Genomic DNA, 19,285 nt, shown 5'->3' with positions numbered 1-19,285 from the left:
GAGAAGCAAATGGCGGTCATTGAAATCAAGGTTCCCGACATCGGCGATTACAGCGATGTCCCCGTCATCGAAGTGCTGGTCGCCGTTGGCGACAGCGTGGCCAAGGACCAGGGCCTGGTGACGCTGGAATCGGACAAGGCCACGCTGGAAGTGCCGTCCTCGGCGGCCGGTGTGGTCAAGGAACTCAAGGTCAAGGTCGGCGACACCCTGTCCGAAGGCGCGCTCGTGCTGCTGCTCGAAACCGAAGGCGAGGCTGCCGCGCCGGCCAAGGCCGAACCCAAGGCTGCCCCGGCCGCTGCAGCGCCTGCCGCCGCACCGGGCAGCAAGCCGCCGGTGACGCCGTCGCACCGTGCCCCGGCCGAGCCGGCCGCGCCCAAGCCGGCGCTGGCCAGCGGCAAGCCGGCCGACATCGAATGCAAGATGGTGGTGCTCGGCGCCGGCCCCGGCGGCTACACCGCTGCGTTCCGCGCGGCCGATCTGGGCCTGGAGACGGTGCTGATCGAGCGCTACGCCAGCCTGGGCGGTGTCTGCCTCAACGTCGGCTGCATCCCGTCCAAGGCGCTGCTGCATGCCGCCGCGGTGATCGATGAAGTGGCCCATGCCGGCGACTTCGGCGTGGACTTCGGCCAGCCCAAGATCGCCCTGGACAAGCTGCGCGAGTACAAGGAAAAAGTGGTCGGCAAGCTCACCGGCGGCCTGGCCAGCATGGCCAAGCAACGCAAGGTGCGCACCGTCACCGGCGTGGCCAGCTTCGTCTCGCCCAATGAGCTGGAAATCGTCGGCGACGACGGCAAGACCCAGCTGCTGCGCTTTGAGCACTGCATCATCGCCGCCGGCTCGCAGGCGGTGAAGCTGCCCAACTTCCCATGGGACGACAAGCGCGTGATGGACTCCACCGACGCGCTGGAGCTGCACGACATTCCCAAGACCCTGCTGGTGGTCGGCGGCGGCATCATCGGCCTGGAAATGGCCACGGTGTACAGCGCGCTCGGCAGCAAGGTCACCGTGGTGGAGTTCATGGACCAGCTGATGCCGGGCGCCGACAAGGACCTGGTCAAGCCGCTGGCCGATCGCCTGAAAAAGCAGGGCGTCGAGGTCTATCTCAAGACCAAGGCCACCGACGTCAAGGCCGACAAGGCCGGCATCACCGTGTCCTTCGAAGCGGCTGTGGAAGACGAAAAGCCCGGCCTGCAGGCCACCACTTACGACCGCGTGCTGGTCGCCGTGGGCCGTAGCCCGAACGGCAAGAAGATCGGTGCGGAAAAGGCCGGCGTCACCGTCACCGAGCGCGGCTTCATTCCGGTCGATCGGCAGATGCGCACCAACGTGCCGCACATCTTCGCCATCGGCGACATCGTCGGTAACCCGATGCTGGCGCACAAGGCCACCCACGAGGGCAAGCTGGCTGCCGAAGTGGCTGCCGGCGAGAAGAAGGAATGGGTGGCGCGGGTGATCCCGTCGGTGGCCTACACCAACCCGGAAATCGCCTGGGTCGGCGTCACCGAGACCGAAGCCAAGGCCAAGGGGCTGAAGGTGGGCGTGGCCAAGTTCCCGTGGGCCGCCAGCGGCCGCGCGATCGGCATCGGCCGTACCGAAGGTTTCACCAAGTTGATCTTCGATGAACAGACGCATCGCGTGATCGGTGGCGCCATCGTCGGCGTGCATGCCGGCGACCTGCTGGCTGAAATTGGCCTGGCGATCGAAATGGGTGCCGAGGCCGAAGACATCGGCCACACCATCCACGCGCACCCGACCCTGAGCGAGTCGGTCGGCATGGCCGCCGAGGTCTACGACGGCACCATCACCGATCTGTACATCCCCAAGAAGAAGTGACGCCGCTCCGCACGACCGTGCCGCCACGTGTGGCACGGTCGCCGCGGCGGTGACGCCACGCACGGAGGTCGCCGTGGGGCAGGGCAATCTGTGTCCCGAACTGCAGGCGCTGCTGCAGCGCGAATTGGCCGGCGGCAACCGTATCGCCGAGCCGCCGCGGAGGACCGACTGGCCCCATCCGGGCTCGGTGTTCGTCTCGCTGAAGCGCGACTTGCGCAGCGACGTGGCGTCGCTGCCGGCGACGGTGCAGCATGCGATCTGCACCGATCCGCACTACGGGTGGCACGACGAGTGCTACTGCATCACGCACCAGCATCTGTTGGTAGCGGGTGCGACCAAGCCGCCCTGAGCCTGTGTCCGCCGCTGCCCTGTGGCCGGCGCCGCGTCGGTTACGTGCCACGCATCCGTCAAACGACAGAACCCCGCATCGCTGCGGGGTTCTGCATGAAGCTGCTTTTCGGGTCCCGGGTCCCGGGGCCCGAGAGGATCAGAACGCGAACGTCACGCCTGCCACCGGGCCCTTGAACTCCTGCTTCAGGCCGACCAGGCCGTCGCTGCCCTCGCGGTCCACGTCCAGCTTGAACCAGTCGTAGCCGGCGAAAATGCCGAAGTTCTTGGTGAAGCGGTATTCGGCAATCGCGTTGGCGCGGCTCAGGTCGCCATCGTAGTCGCCGAAGTCGCCCCAACTGGTGTTGAGGTACTGGCCCTGCACATTGAACAGCCAGTGTTCGCTGGGACGCGCGGTGAAGCGGATACCGACGACCGGCGCAACGCCGTCTTCGCTTTCGTCCAAGACGTCGCCACTGAACAGCGTGCCCAGATCGGCGTAGGCATTGGCCTCGACCTTGGCGTACTCGGCACCAATCTGCAGGCCCAGGCTGAATTCCGGAGAATCGATCACCGAGTAGTCGTACACGAAAGTGGCGACCTGGTACTTCAGCTCGCCCTTGATGAAGCTGCCGGACGGCACGGTCACGCCGCCGGCGCTCAGATCCTGGCTCAGGGTCTCGCGGCGATCCTTGTCGTACTTGAAGTAGTCGAAGATCAGGCGCTGGCGGGTGCTGATGCGGAACACGCCATCCACGCGCGGCTCCCATTCCTTGCCGCCCAACTTGAAATCTTCGTTGACCGAGACATTGTTGCCGGCCAGCAGGGTGTTGCCGCGCAGGGTGTTGTCGTTGTCGACATTCATCGCGCCAAGGCGGAGCTGGAAGCGATCATCGGTGTCTTCGGCGTGTGCGGGCGCGACATAGGCGACGGCCAGGACGCACGGGATCGCCAGTGCGAGGAGGTGTTTCATGGGGGCTCCGAATTCTTGGAATGGTCAGGCGGTTCGGCCTGTGCAGCGCATAGTCGATAAGCGCGCGTCTTTCAAAAGTGAAGGGGCCGTCCAGTGGGCGTGAAGGCGGCCGTAGCAATCGGACAAAACGGTCCGCTTTGCTAATTCTTTGGTGGAGTCACGGAACACGTGCAGCGGCGCTGCCAAGGGTCGTTCGGAGGCAACGCAAACCAGGAAATCGATTGGACCGCCGATGGGAAGGTCGCAGGGTGCGACAAAATGCGTACAAAAGCAGGAGCCCCGGTCTCCCAGGGCTCCCAGACGCGGCCTGCGGCGCTACCTTTCGACGAGGATGTGCAGGCCTCGCAAGTTCTGACCGCTGGTTTGTGGCAAAGTTCCCACCCGCGACGGGGGCAGCCATGTGGTGCGTTGCAGCAAGCGATGACCTCTGCCGGTTGTCTCGCAATTTGTCCCATTGCTATACTTTCGCGGCTCGACGAGGCGCAGCTGCGCTTCCCACTCATTCACACGTAAGGTAACCGTAGTGCTGAACTCCGTTGACGCGGGTCGGCGGTTGATGCTGCGCGCTGCGGTATATCCGCTTGCCGCCGTAGCTATAACCAGTCTGGGGTTGCTGTTGGTCGGTCCCCGTTACGCTGCCGGTCTGGCATTGACCGGATTTGCGACGGTGCTGGGCGGTTGGGTTGCGGCACGTACCGCGCTAGGTGGCGGTATCCAGGCAGCGGGCATCGCCATGGTGCGGCTGATCCTGGCAATGGTGCTGAAGTGGGTGTTGGTTTTCGTGGCGCTGGCGCTGGGCTTCGGCCTGTGGCGGCTGCCTCCTCTGGCTTTGTTGGCGGGTATCGCCATCGGGCTGATTTTTCAGGTTCTGGCTCTGGCCAGGCGTTGATTCGAACTTAAAGGGCTCCGGACACATGGCGGGCGAGGCAGCAACACCTACCTCCTATATCCAGCATCACTTGCAGAACCTGATCGTTCCGGTTCGCGATGGTGGCGGCACGTTTTGGACCATCCACCTCGACACCCTGATCATGGCGGTGTTGATGGGCCTGGTCATGGTCCTGGCGTTCTGGACGGCGACCCGCAATGCCACGGCCGGCGTGCCGGGCAAGTGGCAGGCGTTCGTGGAAATCTGCCTGGAGTTCGTCGACCGCCAGGCCAAGGACACCTACCACGGCAGCAGCAAGCTGGTGACGCCGATCGCGATCACCATCTTCTTCTGGATCCTGTTGATGAACCTCATCAAGATGATCCCGGCCGATTTCATCGCCATTCCGCTGGGTTGGGCCGGCGTGCACGCCTGGAAGCCGGTGCCGACCGCCGACGTCAACGCCACCTTGGGCATGTCGATCAGCGTGTTCTTCCTGATGATCGTGTTCTCGCTGCGCTCCAAGGGCGTGGGCGGCATGACCAAGGAATTCCTGACGGCGCCGTTCGGCAAGTGGATGATGCCGTTCAACCTGCTTTTGAACATCGTCGAGTGGCTGAGCAAGCCGATTTCGTTGGCGATGCGACTGTTCGGCAACATGTTCGGCGGCGAGATCGTCTTCCTGCTGATCTGGGTGCTGGGCGGTGCAGGCATCGCCGGCATGGTTGCTGGCGGCGCATTCGGCCTGGGCTGGATGCTGTTCCACCTGCTGGTGATTCCGCTGCAGGCCTTCATTTTCATGATGCTGTCGATCGTGTACCTGAGCCTGGCTGAAGACAGTCACTGAGTTTGCGTCACCCTTCATCTGCTTTATTCCGCTTCATCCATCACCCTTAGAAACTTTCGTTCGGAGATCACCATGTACCTCGCCGTCCTGACCAACCTCGCTCAAGTCCAGAGCTCCACCGTCCTCGCCGTCGGCATCATGATCGGCCTGGCCGCGCTGGGTGCCGGCCTCGGTCTGGCCATCATGGCTGGCAAGTTCCTGGAATCGGCTGCGCGCCAGCCGGAACTGATCCCGGTGCTGCAGGTTCGTATGTTCATCACCGCCGGCCTGATCGACGCCGCGTTCATCATCAGCGTCGCCGTCGGCCTGCTGTTCGCCTTCGCCAACCCGCTGGCCCAGGTGTTCATCGAGCGTCTGTCGCAGGCTGCCGGCTGATCCAGCGGTAGCAGGATGTGGATGCGGCCCTTGGCGGTTGCATCCGCGGATGAAGGTCGGAAAGCGCCGCCCGCGCGGTGGCGCTTTCACCCCTAAACAGCGATTGAGCGACCCATGGATATCACCCTTACCATCTTTGCCCAGGCGCTGGCCTTCGCCGGTCTGATCTGGATCGTCGCGACCAAGATCTGGCCGCCGCTGCTGCAGGCGATCGAAGAGCGTCAGCAAAAGATTGCTGAAGGTCTGGCTGCGGCCGACCGGAGTCAGAAGGACCTGGCGCAGGCGCAGGAAAAGGTCAACGAAGCACTGAAGGACGCACGCACCAAGGCCAACGAGATCATCGATCAGGCCCATGCGCGCGCCAACCAGATCATCGAAGCGGCCAAGCTGGAGGCAATTGCCGAAGCCAACCGTCAGAAGGATCTGGCGCAGACCGAAATCGACGCATCCGCCACGCGTGCCCGCGAGGAGCTGCGCAAGCAGGTCTCGGTGCTGGCCGTCAGCGGTGCAGAAAAGCTGCTCAAGCGCGAAATCGATGCCAACGCCCACAAGGCGCTGCTCGACGAGCTGGCGGCGGAGATTTAAGCGATGAGTCAGGCCCTCACCCTTGCCCGTCCCTACGGCCGTGCCGCGTTTGCGATCGCGCGTGAGGGCGGCAACTTCGCGCCCTGGTCCGATGCGCTGGCCTTTTCGGCGCAGGTGGCCGGCGACCCGCGCGTGGCCGCATTGCTGCTCAACCCGGCCCTTGGCCAGGAACAGGCAGTTACGCTGCTGGCCCCGCCGCAGGCGGGCGAGGACTATCTGCGTTTCCTTGGCGTGCTTGCCGATGCGCAGCGGCTGTCGCTGCTGCCGGAAGTGGCAGGCTTGTACGAACAACTGCGTGCCGAGGCCGAACATGTCGTCAAGGCGACGGTGACCTCGGCCGCTGCAATGAGCCAGACCGAACTCGACACGATCGCTGCTGCGCTGAAGAAGCGCTTCGGCCGCGACGTGGGCATCACCACCGCAGTCGATGCGTCGCTGATCGGCGGCGCGGTGATCGACACCGGCGACGTGGTCATCGACGGCTCGCTGAAGGGCAAGCTTGCGCGTCTGCAAAGCTCGCTCGCCCACTGAATTCACATAAACGCACGGCCCTCGCGGCCGGCACCTAGGACTGAACGATGGCAACCACGCTCAACCCCTCCGAAATCAGCGACCTGATCAAGACCCGCATCGAAGCGGTCAAGCTGTCCGCAGAGTCGCGCAACGAAGGCTCCGTGACCAGCGTGTCCGACGGCATCGTGCGCATCTTCGGCCTGGCCGACGTGATGCAGGGCGAAATGATCGAACTGCCGAACAACACCTTCGCGCTGGCACTGAACCTGGAGCGCGATTCGGTCGGCGCCGTGGTGCTGGGCGACTACGAAAGCCTGCGCGAAGGCGACGTGGCCAAGACCACCGGCCGCATCCTGGAAGTGCCGGTCGGTCCGGAACTGCTGGGCCGCGTGGTCAACGCGCTGGGCGAGCCGATCGACGGCAAGGGCCCGCTGGGCGCCACCCAGACCGCACCGGTGGAGCGCGTTGCGCCCGGCGTGATCTGGCGCAAGTCGGTCGATCAGCCGGTGCAGACCGGCTACAAGTCGGTCGATGCGATGATTCCGATCGGCCGCGGCCAGCGCGAGCTGGTCATCGGTGACCGTCAGACCGGCAAGACCGCGCTGGCGATCGACGCGGTGATCAACCAGAAGGGCACCGGCATCAAGTGCGTGTACGTGGCGATCGGCCAGAAGGCCTCGACCGTCGCCAACATCGTGCGCAAGCTGGAAGAGAACGGCGCGCTGGCGCACACCGTGGTGGTTGCGGCGACCGCGTCCGAATCGGCTGCGATGCAGTACATCAGCCCGTACGCCGGCTGCACCATGGGCGAGTACTTCATGGATCGCGGCGAAGACGCGCTGATCGTGTACGACGATCTGTCCAAGCAGGCCGTGGCCTACCGCCAGATCTCGCTGCTGCTCAAGCGCCCGCCGGGTCGCGAAGCCTACCCGGGCGACGTGTTCTATCTGCACTCCCGCCTGCTCGAGCGCGCCGCGCGCGTGTCCGAGGAGTACGTGGAGAAGTTCACCAACGGCGCGGTGACCGGCAAGACCGGTTCGCTGACCGCGCTGCCGATCATCGAGACGCAGGCCGGCGACGTGTCTGCATTCGTGCCGACCAACGTGATCTCGATCACCGACGGCCAGATCTTCCTGGAAACCGACCTGTTCAACGCCGGTATCCGTCCGGCCGTCAACGCCGGTATCTCGGTGTCGCGCGTCGGTGGTGCCGCCCAGACCAAGATCATCAAGAAGCTGTCCGGCGGCATCCGTATCTCGCTGGCGCAGTACCGTGAGCTGGCGGCGTTCGCGCAGTTCGCCTCGGACCTGGACGAAGCCACCCGCAAGCAGCTCGAGCGCGGTCAGCGCGTCACCGAGCTGATGAAGCAGAAGCAGTACGCGCCGATGTCCATCGCCAACCAGGCGCTGTCGATCTACGCCGTCAACGAGGGCTACCTGGACGACGTGCCGGTCAACAAGCTGCTGGCGTTCGAGGAAGGCCTGCACGCGCACTTCGCCAACACCCAGGGCGAGCTGGTCTCCAAGATCAACAGCACCGGCGGTTGGGACAACGACATCGAAGCCAGCTTCAAGAAAGGCATCGAAGAGTTCAAGACCACGGGCAGCTGGTAAGCCAGTCGCCGGGATTTGGGATTGGGCATTCGGGATTCGTAGGAGCGATGGTTCGGGGCGTTGGCCGATTTCGAATCGTTGTTCCCATATCCCAGAAGTTAGGCATCCGGGGTTCGCGGAAGCGGTGAGGTAGGGAGGCTGTTGCCAATCCCCAATCCCGATTCCCGAATCTCACTAAGCGAGCGAAGCGAGCGAGTATGGCAGGCGGACGCGAAATCAAAACCAAGATCAAGAGCGTGCAGAACACCCGCAAGGTGACGCGCGCGCTCGAAATGGTCTCGGCCTCCAAGATCCGCAAGGCGCAGGACCGCATGAAGACCTCGCGTCCGTATGCGCAGGCGATGAAGCAGGTGATCGGGCATCTGGCGCAGGCCAGCACCGATTTCCAGCATCCGTTCCTGGTCGAGCGCGAACAGGTCAAGCGGGTCGGCTATATCGTGATCTCGTCCGACCGCGGCCTGGCCGGCGGTCTGAACAACAACCTGTTCCGCAAGATGCTGGGCGAAGTACGCCCGTGGCAGGACACCGGTGCCGAGATCGACGTGGTGACCATCGGCCAGAAGGCCTCGGCGTTCTTCCGTCGCATCAAGGTCAACATGGTCGGCAGCGTGACCCACCTGGGCGACAGCCCGCAGGTGGAGCAGCTGATCGGCGTGATCAAGGTGATGATCGATGCCTTCATCGAAGGCAAGGTGGACCGCGTCTACCTGGTCTACAACCGCTTCGTGAACACCATGACGCAGAAGGCCAGCTTCGATCAGCTGCTGCCGCTGCCGGCCGCCGAACACAAGGTGGCGCACCACGATTGGGACTACCTGTACGAACCCGATGCCGCCACCGTGCTGGAGCACGTGATGACGCGCTACATCGAGTCGCTGGTGTACCAGGCCGTGCTGGAAAACGTTGCGTCCGAACATGCCGCGCGCATGGTGGCGATGAAGGCCGCCAGCGACAACGCCAACAAGATGATCGGCACCTTGCAACTGGTCTACAACAAGGCACGTCAGGCGGCGATTACCCAGGAAATTTCGGAAATCGTCAGCGGCGCAGCGGCTGTATAAGTACGCCGGGATTGGGGATTCGGGATTGGTTGGAGCGCAGCGAAGTGCGCCCTTGCGAATCCCCAATCACGAATCCCAAATCACAAATTCCACGAGATGGCATCGGCCACTCGGACAGAACAAAGCTAACCGGAGCAGCAAAATGAGTCAGGGCAAGATCGTTCAGATCATCGGCGCGGTCGTCGACGTCGAATTCCCGCGCAATGAAGTGCCGAAGGTGTATCACGCGCTGAAGGTCGACGGCACCGAAATCACCCTGGAAGTGCAGCAGCAGCTCGGCGACGGCGTGGTGCGCACGATTGCGCTCGGCTCCACCGACGGCCTGAAGCGCAACCTGGTCGCCACCAACACCGAACGCGCCATCTCGGTGCCGGTCGGTGCCGGTACGCTGGGTCGCATCATGGACGTGCTGGGTCGCCCGATCGACGAAGCCGGCGACGTGCAGGCCTCGGACCACTGGGAAATCCATCGCGGCGCACCGTCGTATGAAGACCAGTCCTCCAGCACCGAATTGCTGGAAACCGGCATCAAGGTGATCGACCTGATGTGCCCGTTCGCCAAGGGCGGCAAGGTCGGCCTGTTCGGCGGCGCCGGCGTCGGCAAGACCGTCAACATGATGGAACTGATCAACAACATCGCCAAGGCGCACTCGGGTTTGTCCGTGTTCGCCGGCGTGGGCGAGCGTACCCGCGAGGGCAACGACTTCTACCACGAGATGAAGGACTCCAACGTCCTGGACAAGGTGGCGATGGTGTACGGCCAGATGAACGAGCCGCCGGGCAACCGTCTGCGCGTGGCGTTGACCGGCCTGACCATGGCCGAGTACTTCCGCGACGAGAAGGATGCCAGCGGCAAGGGCAAGGACGTGCTGTTGTTCGTGGACAACATCTACCGCTACACGCTGGCCGGCACCGAAGTGTCCGCGCTGCTCGGCCGCATGCCGTCGGCGGTGGGCTACCAGCCGACCCTGGCCGAGGAAATGGGCGTGCTGCAGGAGCGCATCACCTCGACCAAGAGCGGTTCGATCACCTCGATCCAGGCCGTGTACGTGCCTGCGGACGACCTGACCGACCCGTCGCCGGCGACCACCTTCGCCCACCTGGACTCGACCGTCACGCTGAGCCGTAACATCGCCTCGCTGGGTATCTACCCGGCGGTGGATCCGCTGGACTCGACCAGCCGCCAGATGGATCCGCTGGTGATCGGCCACGAGCATTACGACACCGCCCAGCGCGTCCAGCAGACCTTGCAGAAGTACAAGGAACTGAAGGACATCATCGCCATCCTGGGCATGGACGAGCTGAGCGAAGAAGACAAGCAGTCGGTGTCGCGCGCGCGCAAGATCGAGCGCTTCTTCAGCCAGCCCTTCCACGTGGCCGAAGTGTTCACCGGTTCGCCGGGCAAGTACGTGTCGCTGAAGGACACCATCCGCGGCTTCAAGGCGATCTGCGACGGCGAATACGACCACCTGCCGGAGCAGGCGTTCTACATGGTCGGCAGCATCGAAGAAGCGGTCGAGAAAGCTAACAAGATGAGCGCCAAGGCGTAAGAGCCGGGATTTGGCATTCGGGATTCGGGATTTGGTACGGCGGTAATTGGGGAGCGGAAACGAGGTGAGTGACCACAGTGAAAGCTGCGGTTGCCAATCCCGAATCCCGCATCCCCAATCCCCGCCTCACAGAGTGAGGCAGCATGAGCACTATCCGTTGCGACATCGTCAGCGCCGAGAAGGAAATCTTCCACGGTGAGGCGACGCTGGTCGTGGCTACCGGCGAGTTGGGCGAGCTGGGCATTGCGCCCAAGCACGCGCCGCTGATCACACGCCTGAAGCCGGGCAAGGTGGTGGTGACCACCGCCAATGGCGAACAGCTGGATTTCGCCATTTCCGGCGGCATCCTGGAAGTGCAGCCGCAGGTGGTGACCATCCTGGTCGACACCGCGGTGCGTGCGCAGGACATCGACGAGGCGGCCGTGCGCAAGGTCAAGGAAGAGGCCGAGCGGCTGCTGGCCAACCGTGGCAACACGGTGGACGTGGCCGAGGCACAGCGTCAGCTGGCCGAAGCGACAGTACAGCTGCAGGCGCTGGAGCGCTTGCGTCGCAACCTCAAGCACTAAGCGGTGGGCTGCCCACCTCCAGGGTGGGCGTGCACGTCCGACTGCTGCAAGTTCGTCTGCAGATATGAAGTTCGAAACGCCGACCATCGTGTCGGCGTTTTCGTTTTTGGAGCGCCGCGTGCGGGTGCGTGAATCCGCGGTGGCACGCGGCAGGCACACTGCGTGCCTTGGCGCACCGCTGCACCGCAGCGCTGCATGGCAAGCTTATCCCGGCACGTTGAGGAAGATGGCATGACCCGTTCGATCGATGGCATTCGCGCTTACATGGTGAGCGGCCTGTTGGCCGCCGGACTGCTGGGGTGCGCATGGCCGGCGCGCAGCCAGCCGCCGTTGGATCTGCTGATGGATCGCATCGTGCAGCGCAATGCCATTGGCGATGCGGTAGCGCTAAGCAAGTGGGACAGCGGCAAGCCGGTGCTGGATCAGGTGCGCGAGGCGGCGGTGCTGCAGAGCGTGCGCGATCAGGCGCCGGCGCATGGGCTGGATGCCGACGACGCGGCGCGGTTCTTCGGCGCGCAAATCGAGGCCAACAAGTCGGTGCAGTACGCGCTGCTCAACCATTGGCACGAGCGCGGACATGCGCCGAACACCGCACGTCCGGATCTCAGCGCGCTGCGCGCTCGCCTGGATCAACTGCAGAGCGAACTGCTCGATGCGCTGGCCGATGTGGCCTCGACGCGCAGCGCGCCCGACTGCCCGGCCAGCACCGCGCGTGCCGCTGCGCATTACGCAGAGCAGTGGCAGCTGGATGCGCTGCATCGTGCGGCACTGGTGCGCGGCCTGGGCGATTTTTGCCACTGATCCATAGCGGCAACGTGTCTGCGAGACCAACGCGCTGTCATGCGGTTGGAGCGGCCGACAACACGTGTGCGCGTTCGCTTGGTGGCGATTGCAGCGGTTTTGTCGGCCGCATCCTGGTGGATGCAGTCAGGCGTTCAGATCGAACGCTGAGCGTGTCCAAGGCGCGGTGCACTGGGCGCTCGCCAGGCGCGCCCTCAACCCGTCCTGGAAAGGCGATGACGGCATCCATGCCGTCAACTGTCATGCAATCGGCGAGGACGCTGTACGAGAAAGGTCGCTGGCAGCCTGGTTGAATGCCACGCACACCGGCCGACGCGACTGGTTTTTGTTCCCCGACCGGGTGTGGACCCGATGCAGCATGGATGCCGCATAAGAGCGACAAGGACATCCGCGCGATCGATCAGCACTGGAACAGATGCCGCGCCTGTGCTGCGCGATGTCTGCGCGCAAGCGGTGTCCCCTTTTGCGTCGTATCGCCACACGATCGAGCAATCGCTCGGCGCCTGCGCATGCCTCGATCAGCGATACACCACATGCCGGCCCAGGAAGAACGACACGACCGCCAGCCCGCCTTCGACCAGCGGTTTCGCCAGCCATGCCTGACGCAGGCCGAGTAGGTCTACCGTGGTCGAGAGCAGCCAGGTGCTGATCAGCGTGAGCGTCAGCCACATCACCGCAAAGCGGCCGAAGCGTCGCCAACCCAGTCGCGCATCGCCTTGCTGGGCGAAGGTGTAGCGGCCGTTGAGCCAGAAGCCGAGCATGGCGCCGCCGATGCGTCCGAGCAGATTGGCGGGCACCGCGGGCATGCCTGCGGCGGTTGCGGCGATGAAGATGCCGCAATCGACGACCAGCTGCAGGGCGCCAATGATCATGAACTGGCTGCCTTGGCGGAACAGACTCATGCGTGCGGGGTAAAGGAAAGGGGCGCCCATCCTAGCGGCAGCAAGGCGCAAACGTTGTTAGTGCGGGCGAACGCTGCATCCGGGCAACGACGTGAGGGGGCGCAGCGACTAGAATTTGGACATCTCCATGCCTGGAATGTCTTGATGACCCTGCCCCTGCACGTTGTGATCCTGGCCGCAGGCGAAGGCAAGCGCATGCGCTCGTCCCTGCCCAAGGTGCTGCAGCCGCTGGCGGGCCAGCCGATGCTGGCGCATGTGATCGCCACTGCGCGGCAGCTGCAGCCGGCGGCAATCCATATCGTGTACGGGCATGGTGGCGACCAGGTCCAGGCAGCCTTCGCCGATCAAAGCGATCTGCAGTGGGCCGAACAGCGCGAGCAGCTGGGCACCGGACATGCCGTGCAGCAGGCGATGCCTGCGATTCCCGATGCGGCAACGGTGCTGGTGTTGTATGGCGATGTGCCGCTGATCCGCAGCGAAAGCCTGTTGCAGTTGCTGCATGCACCGGGCCGCATGGCGGTGCTGGTTGCCGAACTGGCCAATCCCACCGGCTATGGGCGCATCCTGCGCGATGCGGAGGGCAAGGTGGCCGCGATCGTCGAGCAGAAGGACGCCAATGACGAGCAGCGCCGCATTCGTACCATCAATACCGGCATCCTCACCGCTGAATCCACTGCGCTGCGCCGTTGGCTGGCTGGTTTGTCCAACGACAATGCGCAGGGCGAGTTCTATCTCACCGACGTGTTCGCCAGCGCCGCAGCCGATTTCACGCCGGCCGACATGGTGCACGTGGCCGACCCGCAGGACGTGGAGGGTGCCAACGACCCGTGGCAACTCGCCCAGCTCGAACGTGCCTGGCAACTGCGCGCCGCGCGCACGCTTTGCCTGCAGGGCGTGCGCATGGCCGACCCGGCGCGTGTGGAGCAGCGCGGCAGCGTGCAGGTGGGGCGCGATGTGCAGCTGGATATCGATGTGATCCTGGAAGGCAATGTGACGCTGGGCGATGATGTGGTGATCGGCCCGTTCGTGCGCTTGCGCGACGTCACGCTCGGTGCCGGCACGCACGTGCGTGCGCACAGCGATCTGGAAGGCGTGGTCACCGAAGGCGCGGTGCAGATCGGCCCGTTCGCGCGTTTGCGCCCCGGCACCGTGTTGGCCGATGGCGTGCATATCGGCAATTTCGTGGAGACCAAAAAGGTCACCATGGGCGTCGGCAGCAAGGCCAACCATCTGACCTATCTGGGCGATGCGGTGATCGGCAGCAAGGTCAACATCGGCGCCGGCACCATCACCTGCAACTACGACGGGGTGAACAAGTCGCAGACCACCATCGGCGATGGTGCGTTTGTCGGCTCCAACAGCGCGTTGGTGGCACCGATCGAGATTGGCGCCAATTCCACCATCGGTGCCGGTTCGGTGATCACGAGCGATGCGCCAGCGGGCCAGCTCAGTGTGACGCGTGCGCGGCAGACCGTGATCGAAGGCTGGAAGCGGCCGACCAAGAAATAGGCTGCGGTGCACGCTGGATCGCAGGGAACAGCGCCGCATTGGCGCTGATTGCGCCTGTTGGCCCGATGCATGGGAAGTGCGCAACAGCTCCGCCGTTCTCGGAACGACGCATCAAGGCTGCTCGCGGGACCAGGCGGCCCGGCCGCTGGCGGAGCGCTGAACGTGCGGGAGCGCCCCCGGGCGCGATCGGCCGTCCATCGCGCCCAGGGGTGCTGCCATGACATGCGCGGGGCGCGTGCGCTGACGGAAGGCGTGATGCAACGCATGGATTGCATCGCAAGTCCTGCAAGCCTTGCTGCGTTCAAGCCGCCAATGGCAACAGCAAGGTCACGCACAGGCCGCCGTGTTCGCGGTTGTGCAGCGAGATGCGGCCGCCGTGCGCTTCGGCGATTTCGCGGGTGAGGGCAAGCCCAAGACCTGTGCCATTGCGCTTGGTCGAATAGAACGGCATCAGTGCGTTGTGCAGCACCGCTTCGTTCATGCCGTTGCCGCGGTCGAGCACTTCGATGCGTAGCCACTGCGGCACGCGCGTGACGCGTAGGGCGACATCGCTATTGGGCGGCTGTGCTTCGCTGCAGGCCTCGTGGGCATTTTTCAGCAGATTGAGCAGCGCCTGCTCGATCTGCGCTGCATCGATCCGGCTGGAGACATCGGTCAGCGTGCCCTGTACCTGGAACGGAATCTGCTGCTGCAAGCGCTGCAAAAACGGCGCCCATTCGATGGTCTGCAGCTGCGGTTGCGGCAATTTGGCAAAGCGCGCATAGCCGCGGATAAAGCCTTCCAGGTGACGCGCGCGTTCTTCGATGGTCTCGAACACCGTCCCCAGGCGATCGGTGCGTTCGCGGCGCAGCAGCTCGGCGCCCGAATGCGCCAGCGAGGCGATCGGTGCCAGCGAATTGTTCAATTCGTGGCTGATCACGCGGATGACTTTTTTCCAGGTCTGCACTTCCTGGCGGCGTAACTCGGTGGTCAAGGTGCGGATCAACAACAGCTCGTGCCCGCGCCCGTTGATGTGAAAGCTACGCCGCGACAGGTGATAGATCTGCTCGTCTTCTTCGTCGTCGCCATCTTCGCGTACCGCGAACAGGCAATCCCCGCCACGTGCCAGGGCGTCGCGCAATTCGGCCGGCATGCGGCCGAGCACATCGTCCAGATGCTGGCCTTCCAGCTTGCGTCCTTCGTACAGCAGCTTGCGTGCGGCATTGTTGGAAAACCCGATCCGCCGCAGGCCATCGCCGCCGGCGACCACCAGCAGCATGGCCACCGGTGTGTTCTGCAGCATGGTGTCGAGCATCAGCTCGCGCTGTACCAGATGGCTACGCTGCGCACGCAGCACATCGCCAAGCTCGGCATGCGCCTGCACCAGTTGCGCCAGTTCGTCGTTGCCGCGCCAATACACACCGAAGTTGTATTCGCCATCGCGGTAGCTGCTGGTGGTGCCGGCCAGCGCACGAAACAGCGAGCGCATCGGTGCGGTGGCGCGGTTGAGGCTGAACCACATCGCTGCCAGCAGGACGAGGACCGAAATCGCCGCCACCTGCCAGCCGTGGTCCAGCCAGTACGCCATGAACCATGGCAATGCAGCCGCCAGCGCAAGCACTGGCAGCAAGCGTAAAAACAGCGAAAACGTGAAAGAGCGGTTCCGCATGCGAAGGTTCATTCCGAGCTGATGCCGTAGCGGTCCATGCGCCGATACAGCGCCTGGCGGCTCAACCCCAGCTCGGCGGCCGCTTGTGCGATCACGCCTTGCGCGCGTGCCAGCGCCTGTTCGATACGCGCGCGATCCGGCTCGCCTGCAGCCGGCGTCGCCGGCCGTGGCGCGGCTGCACGCGGCAGGTTCAGATCGCCCGCTTCGATGCGCGCGCCCTGCGCGAGCAAGGCGGCGCGTTGCAGCACGTTGCGTAGCTCGCGCACGTTGCCGGGCCAGGCATGCCGTTGCAAGGCATCGCGCGCCTGCGCGGATAGCGGCTTTTCACCGGCAAGGAAGTGCTCGGCCAGCGGGCCGATATCGCCGGGGCGTTCGGCTAGTGCGGGCAGTGCGATTTCCACCGTGTTGAGCCGGTAATACAGATCCTCGCGAAAACTGCCGTCGCGGATCATCGCCGGCAGATCTGAATTGGTGGCGCTGATCACGCGCACCTTGGCGTGGCGTTCGCGGTTGGAACCCAGCCGCTCGTAACGGCCGGTTTCCAGCACGCGCAGCAACTTCATTTGACCCGCCAGCGGCAGGTTGCCGATCTCGTCGAGAAACAGCGTGCCGCCATCGGCCGCTTCGAACTTGCCCTCGCGCGCTTTGTTGGCGCCGGTGTAGGCGCCGGCTTCGGCCCCGAATAATTCGGCTTCGATCAATTCACCTGGCAAGGCGCCGCAGTTGAGTGCAATGAACGGGCCATGTTTGGTGGCCGAATTGGCCTGGATAATCTCGGCAATCTTTTCCTTGCCGCTGCCATTGGGGCCGGTGATCAGCACTGGCAAGTCCGAGCGTGCGACCTGGCAGGCCAGGGCGATTGCGCGCTCGCTGGCCGGATCGGCGAACACCGCGCCGCGCAGGTCGTAGCGCTGGGTCAGCTGCTCGCGGCCGCGGCGTTCGCGTTCGCGACGACGTTCCAGTTCGCGGCGTGCTTCGGACAGTTCCAGCAGGTTGTTGACCGTGGTCAGCAGCTTGGTGTCGTCCCAGGGCTTGGCGATGTAATCGGCCGCACCGGCCTTGACCAGGCCCACCGCGCTGCCCAGGTGCGTCCAGGCGGTGAGCAGGATCACCGGCAGGTCCGGATGACGCTGACGCAGTTGGGTAAACAGCGCCTCGCCTTCTTCGCCGGAGGTAGTGTCGGCGGTGAAGTTCATGTCCTGGATCACCAGATCGAACGCCTGCTCGTCCAGCAGCGCCAGCCCGGCCTTCGGCGAATGCGCGTGCCGCGCCTCGATGTCGTGCAACGAAAACAGCACTTCCAATGCAGTGGCCACGGCCGTGTTGTCGTCGATGATCAGGATGTGCGGCATCGCATTGCTCAAGAAGGCGCGGGATGGGATCGGCACAGAATACTGGCAACACGCAGCGACAACGCGCTGCTCGGCGGGGGCGGCAGATCGCCGGGCGGCAAGGTCGGCGGACTCAAGCGGCCGATGCAGGGTGCATCGGCTGTTGCCGGCACGGCGCTGGTTATGGAGCCGCGGGCGGCAACAGCGGTGTGTACGTGGCCGCTGTCCAGATCAGGTGCACCTGCACACCATCGCGCATGACATCCACAGCGATGGGGTTGCCTGCAGCAGCCTGCAGTGCGGCCAGCAATGTTGCGATTGTGGTGATCTGGGTTCGGCCTGCCGTGCGCACGCGGTCGCCACGTTGCAACTGCAGGCTGAGCGACGCGCTGGCCTGGGTCACCAGCAATCCGTCGCTACTGGCGACGAGCTCCAGAATTTGATCGTCATGGCGCCAGTTCAGCCGGGTGTCGTCGATGGCGAGCACCTCTTGCGTCGAAGTGCTGGACGAGGCCGACGCCGCGTGCGCCCGCGTTGCCGCATCGGCCTGGCCGGGGTGAAGGAGGCAGCAGGCGGTCAGGGCGATCAGTGCCGATGATGCAAGAGAGCAAGGCATGAGGGAATCCGGTTCGTAACGATGGTGGAAACGCACGGTGGATGGCGAGCCGGGTTGCTTCCCCACTGCCAAGCGACGGGGAAGCAACGCCGGCCATCATGCACTGCGGGTGGCAACAGCCGGGGGCACTGCGGCTGCGCGGCGGGCCGGCCAGAACACCGCCAGCTGGCCGAGCATCCATAGCAGCAGCGCGCCAATCGGCAGGTAGATTGCCGGCAGTCGCGGCAATTCATAGCGTGCCATCAGCCAGACGTTGATCGAGTAGGCCATCAGCATGCCGAGCACGATGCCGACCGAGGCGAGCAGGAAATTCTCGATCTGGAAGTAGCGCAGGATCTGGCTGCGCGTTGCACCCAGCGCACGGCGGATACCGATCTGCTTGGTGCGTTGCTGCACCCAGAAACTCGCCAGGCCGACGATGCCCAAGGCGGTGACGATCAGTAGTGCGATGCACACCGCTCCAAGCAGCCAGATCATGGCGCGATCATTGCGGAAATACTTTTCGCGGATTTCGGTGTAGGTCTCTTGTTTCAGCACCAACCGGCTGTTGTCCACTTTCATCAAGACCGCCACTGCCGCCTTCAGCACTTCCGCCCGACGCAAGGGATCGGTGACACGTAAGATGTATTGCCCGTTGTTATACGGTGGACGGATGGGCAGCAGCATCGAATAGTCCTTTGCCGACAGTCCATTGACATTGTTCGGCCGCGCCAGGGTGCGCACGATTCCGACGATACGCAGCGGGACATCGCCAGAGTAGATGGTCTTGCCGAGCGCGCTGTGGTCGGGGAACATCTTGTCCGCTGCCCCCTGCGTCAGAATGACCGCCGCACCCTTCTTGCGGACTTCATCGTCGTTATCAGCCTTTTCCTGGCTGATGTATTCGTCGGGGCTGAAGTCGCGGCCGGCATTCAATTGCAGACCCAGCGCGCTCAGGCTGCCTTCGCTGACCAGATACTGCGCGGCATTGAGCGTGGGGCGTTCCTGCTCCGGGGTCAGGGTCAGCCCCGTGTTGGACGAGTAATTGACGAAGGGGATCTGATTGGTGATGACCGCATTGCGCACGCCGGGTACCGCGCGTAGCGCTGCCAGATCCTCCCGGGTACGTGCATCGGCATTGGCCTGCGGGCCGATGCCGTCCAGCTGGATGCTCAGCAACTCCTGTTCGGCGATGCCGCTGGGAGTCCGGAGCGTGTCCAGACGATTGCCGATCAAAAACAGCGAATTGCAGATGATGGCGCAAGCCAGTGCGATCTCGAGCACGATCAGTGCAGCGGCCGTCTTATGGCGGCGCAAGGTGGAGATGATGGGTCGGATGTCCATGGGCTGACCTTGAAGATAGGAAGCGTGGCTCGCCGCGATGCGGCG

20 protein-coding genes are annotated in these 19,285 nt (G+C 64.2%); 14 read left to right on the top strand and 6 right to left on the bottom strand.

The window, feature by feature from the left end:
• The first annotated feature begins 9 nt into the window (after positions 1–9).
• Positions 10–1,833, top strand: a complete 1,824-nt coding sequence (lpdA, locus tag ACCQ15_RS18000) for a dihydrolipoyl dehydrogenase (RefSeq protein ID WP_372380870.1) — start codon at positions 10–12, stop codon at positions 1,831–1,833.
• Positions 1,834–1,882: 49 nt separating this feature from the next.
• Positions 1,883–2,182 (top strand): hypothetical protein, encoded by a 300-nt coding sequence (locus tag ACCQ15_RS17995; RefSeq protein ID WP_127166901.1) that lies wholly within the window; start codon positions 1,883–1,885, stop codon positions 2,180–2,182.
• Positions 2,183–2,320: 138 nt separating this feature from the next.
• Here ACCQ15_RS17995 and ACCQ15_RS17990 read toward each other — a convergent pair whose 3' ends face one another.
• Complete coding sequence (locus ACCQ15_RS17990) at positions 2,321–3,133, bottom strand: hypothetical protein (RefSeq protein WP_008571043.1); 813 nt, start codon at positions 3,131–3,133, stop codon at positions 2,321–2,323.
• Positions 3,134–3,656: 523 nt separating this feature from the next.
• On the opposite strand from ACCQ15_RS17990, the gene ACCQ15_RS17985 reads away from it, so the two are divergent.
• From ACCQ15_RS17985 to ACCQ15_RS17935, 11 genes are all read left to right on the top strand, one after another.
• Positions 3,657–4,022, top strand: coding sequence for a hypothetical protein (locus tag ACCQ15_RS17985; RefSeq protein WP_005920882.1), 366 nt, complete (start codon positions 3,657–3,659; stop codon positions 4,020–4,022).
• 25 nt (positions 4,023–4,047) lie between these two features.
• The gene (atpB, locus tag ACCQ15_RS17980) at positions 4,048–4,848 is read left to right on the top strand and encodes a F0F1 ATP synthase subunit A (protein ID WP_005914709.1); all 801 of its coding nucleotides are present in this window, start codon (positions 4,048–4,050) and stop codon (positions 4,846–4,848) included.
• Positions 4,849–4,920: 72 nt separating this feature from the next.
• The gene (gene atpE, locus ACCQ15_RS17975; protein ID WP_002814105.1) at positions 4,921–5,223 is read left to right on the top strand and encodes a F0F1 ATP synthase subunit C; all 303 of its coding nucleotides are present in this window, start codon (positions 4,921–4,923) and stop codon (positions 5,221–5,223) included.
• 114 nt (positions 5,224–5,337) lie between these two features.
• Positions 5,338–5,808, top strand: a complete 471-nt coding sequence (locus tag ACCQ15_RS17970; RefSeq protein WP_003483999.1) for a F0F1 ATP synthase subunit B — start codon at positions 5,338–5,340, stop codon at positions 5,806–5,808.
• Between the two features lie 3 nt (positions 5,809–5,811).
• Positions 5,812–6,339: a F0F1 ATP synthase subunit delta gene (locus tag ACCQ15_RS17965; protein WP_218489795.1), complete on the top strand. Its 528-nt coding sequence runs from the start codon at positions 5,812–5,814 to the stop codon at positions 6,337–6,339.
• A gap of 47 nt (positions 6,340–6,386) precedes the next feature.
• Entirely contained in the window at positions 6,387–7,934 is a 1,548-nt protein-coding gene (atpA, locus tag ACCQ15_RS17960; RefSeq protein ID WP_003484004.1) for a F0F1 ATP synthase subunit alpha, read from the top strand.
• Between the two features lie 197 nt (positions 7,935–8,131).
• Positions 8,132–8,995, top strand: coding sequence for a F0F1 ATP synthase subunit gamma (gene atpG / locus ACCQ15_RS17955; RefSeq protein WP_064510223.1), 864 nt, complete (start codon positions 8,132–8,134; stop codon positions 8,993–8,995).
• A 142-nt stretch (positions 8,996–9,137) separates the two neighbouring features.
• Positions 9,138–10,544 (top strand): F0F1 ATP synthase subunit beta, encoded by a 1,407-nt coding sequence (gene atpD, locus ACCQ15_RS17950; protein WP_003484008.1) that lies wholly within the window; start codon positions 9,138–9,140, stop codon positions 10,542–10,544.
• Between the two features lie 143 nt (positions 10,545–10,687).
• Positions 10,688–11,110, top strand: coding sequence for a F0F1 ATP synthase subunit epsilon (locus ACCQ15_RS17945; RefSeq protein WP_003484011.1), 423 nt, complete (start codon positions 10,688–10,690; stop codon positions 11,108–11,110).
• Between the two features lie 64 nt (positions 11,111–11,174).
• Positions 11,175–11,345 (top strand): hypothetical protein, encoded by a 171-nt coding sequence (locus ACCQ15_RS17940; protein WP_154671624.1) that lies wholly within the window; start codon positions 11,175–11,177, stop codon positions 11,343–11,345.
• Complete coding sequence (locus ACCQ15_RS17935; protein ID WP_218497227.1) at positions 11,342–11,911, top strand: chorismate mutase; 570 nt, start codon at positions 11,342–11,344, stop codon at positions 11,909–11,911. Before ACCQ15_RS17940 ends, ACCQ15_RS17935 begins: the two co-directional genes overlap by 4 nt.
• 518 nt (positions 11,912–12,429) lie before the next feature.
• Here the strand turns inward: ACCQ15_RS17935 and ACCQ15_RS17930 are convergent.
• Positions 12,430–12,813, bottom strand: coding sequence for a GtrA family protein (locus ACCQ15_RS17930; RefSeq protein WP_008571035.1), 384 nt, complete (start codon positions 12,811–12,813; stop codon positions 12,430–12,432).
• 144 nt (positions 12,814–12,957) lie between these two features.
• Here ACCQ15_RS17930 and glmU point away from each other — a divergent pair, with 144 nt between their 5' ends.
• Positions 12,958–14,322: a bifunctional UDP-N-acetylglucosamine diphosphorylase/glucosamine-1-phosphate N-acetyltransferase GlmU gene (glmU, locus tag ACCQ15_RS17925; RefSeq protein ID WP_136733231.1), complete on the top strand. Its 1,365-nt coding sequence runs from the start codon at positions 12,958–12,960 to the stop codon at positions 14,320–14,322.
• Between the two features lie 301 nt (positions 14,323–14,623).
• Here glmU and ACCQ15_RS17920 read toward each other — a convergent pair whose 3' ends face one another.
• The 4 genes from ACCQ15_RS17920 to ACCQ15_RS17905 form a co-directional block, all read right to left on the bottom strand.
• Positions 14,624–15,970, bottom strand: coding sequence for a sensor histidine kinase (locus ACCQ15_RS17920; protein ID WP_029820332.1), 1,347 nt, complete (start codon positions 15,968–15,970; stop codon positions 14,624–14,626).
• 8 nt (positions 15,971–15,978) lie between these two features.
• Entirely contained in the window at positions 15,979–17,322 is a 1,344-nt protein-coding gene (locus ACCQ15_RS17915) for a sigma-54-dependent transcriptional regulator (RefSeq protein ID WP_014091120.1), read from the bottom strand.
• A gap of 160 nt (positions 17,323–17,482) precedes the next feature.
• Complete coding sequence (locus ACCQ15_RS17910) at positions 17,483–17,788, bottom strand: hypothetical protein (RefSeq protein ID WP_031424968.1); 306 nt, start codon at positions 17,786–17,788, stop codon at positions 17,483–17,485.
• Between the two features lie 225 nt (positions 17,789–18,013).
• The gene (locus ACCQ15_RS17905) at positions 18,014–19,240 is read right to left on the bottom strand and encodes an ABC transporter permease (RefSeq protein ID WP_372380869.1); all 1,227 of its coding nucleotides are present in this window, start codon (positions 19,238–19,240) and stop codon (positions 18,014–18,016) included.
• Positions 19,241–19,285: the final 45 nt, after the last annotated feature.

The organism is Xanthomonas sp. NCPPB 1754, assembly GCF_041475725.2.
Taxonomy (GTDB): Bacteria; Pseudomonadota; Gammaproteobacteria; order Xanthomonadales; family Xanthomonadaceae; genus Xanthomonas; species Xanthomonas euvesicatoria.
Note: the sequence above shows the minus strand (reverse complement) of the source record. Positions and strands in the feature narration are given on the sequence as shown.

What these genes read in the sequence shown, in the direction of transcription:
- lpdA (WP_372380870.1), top strand. Translation starts at nt 10, where the DNA reads ATGGCGGTCATTGAAATCAAGGTTCCCGACATCGGCGATTACAGCGAT.
- ACCQ15_RS17990 (WP_008571043.1), bottom strand. Translation starts at nt 3,133, where the DNA reads ATGAAACACCTCCTCGCACTGGCGATCCCGTGCGTCCTGGCCGTCGCC.
- atpB (WP_005914709.1), top strand. Translation starts at nt 4,048, where the DNA reads ATGGCGGGCGAGGCAGCAACACCTACCTCCTATATCCAGCATCACTTG.
- atpE (WP_002814105.1), top strand. Translation starts at nt 4,921, where the DNA reads ATGTACCTCGCCGTCCTGACCAACCTCGCTCAAGTCCAGAGCTCCACC.
- ACCQ15_RS17970 (WP_003483999.1), top strand. Translation starts at nt 5,338, where the DNA reads ATGGATATCACCCTTACCATCTTTGCCCAGGCGCTGGCCTTCGCCGGT.
- ACCQ15_RS17965 (WP_218489795.1), top strand. Translation starts at nt 5,812, where the DNA reads ATGAGTCAGGCCCTCACCCTTGCCCGTCCCTACGGCCGTGCCGCGTTT.
- atpA (WP_003484004.1), top strand. Translation starts at nt 6,387, where the DNA reads ATGGCAACCACGCTCAACCCCTCCGAAATCAGCGACCTGATCAAGACC.
- atpG (WP_064510223.1), top strand. Translation starts at nt 8,132, where the DNA reads ATGGCAGGCGGACGCGAAATCAAAACCAAGATCAAGAGCGTGCAGAAC.
- atpD (WP_003484008.1), top strand. Translation starts at nt 9,138, where the DNA reads ATGAGTCAGGGCAAGATCGTTCAGATCATCGGCGCGGTCGTCGACGTC.
- ACCQ15_RS17945 (WP_003484011.1), top strand. Translation starts at nt 10,688, where the DNA reads ATGAGCACTATCCGTTGCGACATCGTCAGCGCCGAGAAGGAAATCTTC.
- ACCQ15_RS17940 (WP_154671624.1), top strand. Translation starts at nt 11,175, where the DNA reads ATGAAGTTCGAAACGCCGACCATCGTGTCGGCGTTTTCGTTTTTGGAG.
- ACCQ15_RS17935 (WP_218497227.1), top strand. Translation starts at nt 11,342, where the DNA reads ATGACCCGTTCGATCGATGGCATTCGCGCTTACATGGTGAGCGGCCTG.
- ACCQ15_RS17930 (WP_008571035.1), bottom strand. Translation starts at nt 12,813, where the DNA reads ATGAGTCTGTTCCGCCAAGGCAGCCAGTTCATGATCATTGGCGCCCTG.
- glmU (WP_136733231.1), top strand. Translation starts at nt 12,958, where the DNA reads ATGACCCTGCCCCTGCACGTTGTGATCCTGGCCGCAGGCGAAGGCAAG.
- ACCQ15_RS17920 (WP_029820332.1), bottom strand. Translation starts at nt 15,970, where the DNA reads ATGCGGAACCGCTCTTTCACGTTTTCGCTGTTTTTACGCTTGCTGCCA.
- ACCQ15_RS17915 (WP_014091120.1), bottom strand. Translation starts at nt 17,322, where the DNA reads ATGCCGCACATCCTGATCATCGACGACAACACGGCCGTGGCCACTGCA.
- ACCQ15_RS17905 (WP_372380869.1), bottom strand. Translation starts at nt 19,240, where the DNA reads ATGGACATCCGACCCATCATCTCCACCTTGCGCCGCCATAAGACGGCC.